The sequence below is a fragment of the Pseudomonas sp. URIL14HWK12:I6 genome, assembly GCF_000514195.1.
Taxonomy (GTDB): domain Bacteria; phylum Pseudomonadota; class Gammaproteobacteria; order Pseudomonadales; family Pseudomonadaceae; genus Aquipseudomonas; species Aquipseudomonas putida_A.
Genome location: NZ_AZVL01000040.1, coordinates 1 through 5,731, shown reverse-complemented (window position 1 = coordinate 5,731; position 5,731 = coordinate 1). Strand labels below are relative to the sequence as shown.

At 52.6% G+C, this 5,731-nt stretch carries 6 protein-coding genes and 3 pseudogenes; 4 read left to right on the top strand and 5 right to left on the bottom strand.

Going from position 1 to position 5,731, the window contains the following annotated elements; translation table 11 throughout:
- Together H043_RS30060 and H043_RS0126230 are read left to right on the top strand one after the other, a co-directional pair.
- Positions 1–333: IS30 family transposase (locus tag H043_RS30060; protein ID WP_155953519.1), on the top strand; the 333-nt coding region annotated here is incomplete at its 5' end.
- A 361-nt stretch (positions 334–694) separates the two neighbouring features.
- The gene (locus tag H043_RS0126230) at positions 695–1,678 is read left to right on the top strand and encodes an LLM class oxidoreductase (protein WP_027614305.1); all 984 of its coding nucleotides are present in this window, start codon (positions 695–697) and stop codon (positions 1,676–1,678) included.
- An 89-nt stretch (positions 1,679–1,767) separates the two neighbouring features.
- Here the strand turns inward: H043_RS0126230 and H043_RS0126225 are convergent, their stop codons facing one another.
- The 5 genes and pseudogenes from H043_RS0126225 to H043_RS30875 form a co-directional block, all read right to left on the bottom strand.
- Entirely contained in the window at positions 1,768–2,070 is a 303-nt protein-coding gene (locus H043_RS0126225; protein WP_027614304.1) for a putative quinol monooxygenase, read from the bottom strand.
- Positions 2,071–2,296: 226 nt separating this feature from the next.
- On the bottom strand, positions 2,297–3,397 hold the full coding sequence (locus H043_RS0126220) for a low temperature requirement protein A (protein ID WP_027614303.1): 1,101 nt from the start codon (positions 3,395–3,397) through the stop codon (positions 2,297–2,299).
- A 98-nt stretch (positions 3,398–3,495) separates the two neighbouring features.
- Positions 3,496–4,035, bottom strand: a complete 540-nt coding sequence (locus H043_RS0126215; RefSeq protein WP_007967054.1) for a thioredoxin domain-containing protein — start codon at positions 4,033–4,035, stop codon at positions 3,496–3,498.
- An 11-nt stretch (positions 4,036–4,046) separates the two neighbouring features.
- Complete coding sequence (locus H043_RS0126210) at positions 4,047–4,589, bottom strand: redoxin domain-containing protein (RefSeq protein WP_027614302.1); 543 nt, start codon at positions 4,587–4,589, stop codon at positions 4,047–4,049.
- 36 nt (positions 4,590–4,625) lie between these two features.
- Positions 4,626–4,915, bottom strand: a pseudogene (locus tag H043_RS30875) (TolC family protein); the annotation flags it as partial.
- A 183-nt stretch (positions 4,916–5,098) separates the two neighbouring features.
- Here H043_RS30875 and H043_RS30870 point away from each other — a divergent pair.
- Both H043_RS30870 and H043_RS29405 read left to right on the top strand, forming a co-directional pair.
- A pseudogene (locus H043_RS30870) lies at positions 5,099–5,212 on the top strand (FAD-dependent oxidoreductase); the annotation flags it as partial.
- Between the two features lie 242 nt (positions 5,213–5,454).
- Positions 5,455–5,731: pseudogene (locus H043_RS29405) on the top strand (protein deglycase HchA); the annotation flags it as partial.

The following is a 5,731-nucleotide window of genomic DNA, read 5'->3' as shown; positions in this document are numbered from 1 at the left end:
GCCCTAATTGAAAACGCCCGTAACTTGCCCCAAGAACTCTACAAATCGCTGACCTGGGATCGCGGTAAAGAGATGGCTGACCATAAACGCTTTACGGTGGCTACCGACATCAAAGTCTACTTCTGCGATCCTCATCGTCCTTGGCAACGAAGATCAAATGAGAACACCAACGGGTTGTTAAGGCAGTACTTCCCGAAAGGAACCGACCTTGCGGAGCACTCGCAAGCCACGCTCAATGAAGTGGCAAGGCAGCTAAATAGCCGCCCTCGGAAAACGCTAGACTACGAAACACCGGCAGAACGATTTAGCCAATCTGTTGCGTCGACCGGTTGAATCCACAACCGATAACTGCCTTCGATACGCGACTTTCGCCCGACAGCGGCTCGATTGTAAGAATATGGCGGAGAGCCGCAAAACCGCCTACGCTTATAGAATGATTCCTCGAACACCTTGCCCATCTGGTGGTATAGAGCCGAGAGATCTGACTTCCTTTGACCGTCCACTTAACACCCACCCGGACCGACCCGCGCCTATCGCCAGCAACTGGCCCCTGAATCCGGTCCACACGACCAGCAGTACGGCGCAACGGGTAAAAGCCAGACCCAGTCCCCCACCTGTCGTTCAAAAGCGACCGATGCCGCAGCACCTCTGGAAACGGGGGCGCTGTTCACGTTCTGCCATGAGGACAATCCGTATGTATCGGCCGAGCACGACTCCTTACCAGCAGCATCGAGGGTTCAGCCGAACCTTCACTCAGGGGCATTTGAGCCTTGGATTATTCTTTCCCATGGAGGCGTTCGACGGGGACACTCCGAACATGCTCAACCAGGTCACACTGGCTAAACAAGCCGAGGCGCTGGGCTTCTGCGCGCTCTGGTTTCGCGACGTGCCGCTTCGCGACCCTGGCTTCGGCGATGTCGGCCAAGTCTTCGACCCTTGGGTTTACCTGGGTTATATGGCCGCCCATACCTCGGAGATTGCACTTGGCACCGCCTCCATCGCCATCCCGCTGCACCATCCCCTGCACACGGCCAAGGCGTCAGCCAGCGTCGATCAGTTGAGCACTGGTCGCTTGATTCTGGGGGTTGCTTCGGGAGATCGGCCAGTGGAGTTTTCGGCGTTTGGCGTCGATCCCGAAAGGCGTGGAGAGATCTTTCGAGAACACTACGAAGTGATTCGCCGCGCCCACAGCACCAGTTTTGAGCCCATCCACTGGAGCACTGGTGAAATGCAAGGCGCAGACCTGATTCCGAAACCTACCACCCAATTCATTCCAATGCTCGTGACCGGCAACAGTCGCCAGTCACTGGATTGGATCGCGCGTGAGAGCAACGGATGGATCAACTATCCACGCATTCCGAATATGCAGCGGCTGGTCGTGGAAGATTGGCGGCTGGAGGTCACCAGGCAATGTGGCTCTGTGTACAAGCCCTTTACTCAGTCGCTGTACATCGATCTCGATGAGAATCCGTCCACGCCACCCACACGTATCCATTTGGGGTTCAAACTTGGACGTTACCATCTACGGTTTTTGCTGGAGTCGCTTGAGGAAATCGGCGTGGACCACGTCATTCTCAATCTCAAATATGGCAAGCGCCCTGCGGCGGAGGTTATTGAGGAATTGGGTACGCACATCGTTGCGCAGTTCGGAGTGCAGCCGCGTCCGGCAGCGCATTGAATATCGGTCACTGCTACGCCGACGGATGCTCACTTGACGAAGCCATCGTGAGCCTCCCCGAACTGAATGGAACTTCCTGTTGGATTTGCTTAACCGGGCAGCTTGGCCGCAAGGACATCAACCTTCTCGATTGATGGCGGTTCGGCAAACAGCTCGGCAGCGTTTGCCATAAGCGCCGCCGCGACCTTGCCCGAAAGATGAGCCTGCCGGCCCGCTTCATCCGGGAATGCGTCAAAGATGCCAAAGGTGGACGGCCCCAAGCGGATTCCAAACCAGGCTGTAGTGGCTGGCTCCTCCTCCACTAAAGGAAGGCCGCTCAAGAGAAAGCGCTCCACCTCATTCTCTTTCCCGGGTTTTGCTTCCAGACGAACGAACAACGCTACTTTGACCATGACGTGGCTCCTGTTGTTACGGTGCGGCTGGTGCTATCGGGTCGCAATAGCTAAAAGGGGCATCCGGCAATTAACTATGGTCGACGACACCAGGATTACAAACCCAAAGAGACCAAGGGTAGCGTCGCATGTCGCTCGGACACTGAGAATGACGTAGTGGGCAACGTGCAGGCCGCAGACCAGCCGCTTGATCACTTTTCCCGAGCTGTGGCCTGATAATAAAGACTCAACGATATCTGAAATTCAGGAGAACATAACAGATCATGGTTACTGTCAGGCCGACCAATATGTACTCGACACGCGGTAGAAATATAACTAACCCACCTAAAGAAAGCACGATCAAGGTGTTTTGCAGTATGTATTTCCTTATTCGACTCACGGCTATGAAATAGCCATATTGCTTCCCCAGGAAAAACAATGCCATGCCGATGATCGACATGATCTGGAAATCGCGCATCGCAATGTCATTCAGGATCGCATGCCTGATCAAATTTGCCAGGAGTGCCAGCCCCATAAAAAGAAAAAGGTGCGAGTAGATCAAGGCGTGCCCACTCATACTGCTGTGATTTTTGCTCAGCAGGTAAAAGCTATCAAAATAGATCCACCAGATACTGCAAATCATGATGAATCCGGTGATGGCCGCCATCACATTGTAATAACCCCATTGAATGTTAGATAAGCCTCCGGAAAGGCTAATAATTGACTCCCCCAATAAGATTAGGGTGAGTAGGCCTATGCGCTCAACCAAGTGTTCTGTGTGTGCTGGCAACGGCTTTAGTTTAGTCCAGAAAAATACAGGAAACAGAATATCAAGAACAATCCCAATATAAGCAACAAGGTAACGCAAGGGCGGGTCAAAAATAACCGATGAGAGACTAATGACTGCGCTAATTAACAGGGCGAAGCCGAGCCTAGAGGAGAGCTCGCCGCGAGAATCGAATTTACTTATGGACGAAATGTACATGATGCTGATGATGGCACGTATGCCAAAATAGCAGGCAATAATAAGCGGGTAGTTTACTTCCAGATCTTCCCCGATCCGTGCCGATAGCACAATGAGCAGGAGCATTATGAATAATGTTGCCAAACGGTGAAGATTGCTGTCTGTATCAAACCTGTTGGAGTAAATCGTGTGACTGGACCAGATCCACCACAACGGTACAAAAAGCAGCAAGAATATCCATAATTGCTTATGTTCAAAGTGGCCTTCATGAACATGTCCGAGAGTATGCGTAACCTGGCCTATCGTAACAACGAAAGTCAGGTCGAAAAACAACTCCAACCATGTGGCGTGTCGATTTTTTTCATAATACTTCAAAGATTTCATTAGCTGCCGGCTCCGTGTACACCTCTTTAATGTAGAAGGAAGCTAACGCTGGTTTGCCCTCGGCTCTGGTGTGGGTGATGCCAGGCCGATGTCGCAATCTAGCGATTTCGTCCGCGCACTAACAGAAGCTCAATCATCTGACTCATCTCGTTGAACTCTGGGACCCCGTCATAGCGAAGCCCGTCAAAGTAAAACGCCGGAGTACCGTTCACGCCGCTGCGTACACCGCCATTGAAGTCGGATTGTATTTTGGGGATGTAAGTGTCCTCTCGCATGGCAACGTCGAGTTCCTCGCTGGAAAGGCCGTGTTTTAGAACAATGGCGCGATACAGCGGCAGGCCCAATCGATCCTGATTTTCATACAATTCGTCGTGAGCCTCCCAGAAGAACCCTCGACTCCCGGCATGCTCCGCGGTGACCGCTGCACCCAGCGCATGCGGGTGAGCGGTGGTCAGAGGAAAGTTACGGAACACGAACAGCAAATCATCGCGAAAATGCTGTTGCAGATTCTTGACCATCCAATACGCTTCACCGCAATAGGGACATTCATAGTCACCAAATTCGACCAAGGTGACCTTGGCATGCGCACTTCCCTGGCGATGGTCGTTGGCACTTACCGGGACTTTGAGAGTGGCCATGTAATCACCTGTTAATTTTTGGTTGGCGTGCTTTGTGGTGAATTCGCCAGAGCATCCAGCGCATCCAGAATGCCGTCCGCCCCAGGGTTGATTGCCATTGGTGAGATGTAGCTCCAGGCGACCACCCCCTCCTTGTCAATCAAGAACAGTGCCCTCTTACAAACTCCGAGCTGGGACTCGTACGCTCCATACTGTCGTGCCACCGCCCCTTTGGGCTCGAAATCGGCCAGCAGGCTGAAGTGGAAATTTCGATCTTTGGCAAAGGCCTGATGACACCAGGCGCTGTCAACCGAGATACCCAATAGCACCGCACCGTATTCTCTGAAGGTGGGTAACAACTGGTTGTACAAGGTCAGTTGGTCACCACACACCGAAGTCCAGTCAGCGGGATAAAACGCCAATATCACGGGATTTCCCTTTAGCTCACGCAGCGACAACTGTTGATCAGGGGTTGCGTGAAGAGTGAAGTCGGGCGCGACAGTACCGGCCGGCAGCGGACCCTGAACCAGGTCGCCATTGGTTTTTTGTGCATCATCGAACTCTAAAATATTCATTGCTTGAACCTTGATAGATGGGTGGTTGGGACGTGCTCAGTGGGATGCGACGTGCCCGGCGGGATAACTCCATCCACCATCAAGGGGTTCAAAAAAAGACAACGCTGCCTCGATCTCAGCCTGAGCCTGAGTGATTTCGGCAGCGAAACGTTCACGTTCCGCATCAAGGAACACAAGAAGATCCGCCGTGTAATCGCGGAATTGGATTAGGCCAGGTTGGCAGGGGAATGGTCAGATTCGCTCTGGCTCACCAATGACTATAGTCGTTGATGACGCTTGCCGTAGTAGCTGAACGAATTTTCGGAACCCTCCAGTGCCAACAACACTCACGCGCTTATCTTGCTGCCATTTCAGGCGGCGTTTTAACACGATGATTTTGTCAGCTATTTCGCAACTTCAGACAAATCTACATCTGCTTTCTGGACGACAACTGCTGCCCGTTACGACAAGCAGAAATCGACCAGTGGCAGACAATGAACCGCCTTCAGGTCGACAGAATAAAGGTTGATATGGGAAATGCTCTGGGCAAACGAGTCGTTGTCATCAGTGCCGGCATCGTGGGCACTTCGCTGGCGTATCACCTGGCTGATAAAGGCGCGAATATCATCTTGGTTGAGGCTGAAGGTAATCAAAGATGCGGCTCGTGCAGCGATGGTGCTGTACCTAACGAATAGTCGAGATCGGTCTTCGGGAAGCTGAGCGGTAGCCTTTGCGAATATTGTCACTGACCGCTTTTGGCCGGAAGCAGACGATCGGCGCGCTGCATGTGTGAGGAACATTTCTTTAAGGGAAAACCCTCATTGCTGGGCCTACGTCACGCTACTAGCATGAACCTCGGCAATCAGCCCATTCGTAGGAGAAACCCATGACTACCTTGCAGAGTGACGACAAGCGCCCCACTCCGGATCAGGCGGAGGACAATGCCTTTTTCCCCTCCCCACACTCGCTTAGCCAATTTACCTCGCCAAAATCTGATCTGAGTGATGCGGATTACGCTAATCCCTACCGAGGTGGCCGCTGGAAGATTTTGCTGATTGGCGCCGATGAGCGCTACTTACTGACCGACAACGGAACAATGTTTTCCACCGGTAATCACCCAGTCGAGACGTTGTTGCCCATGTATCACCTCGACAAAGCCGGTT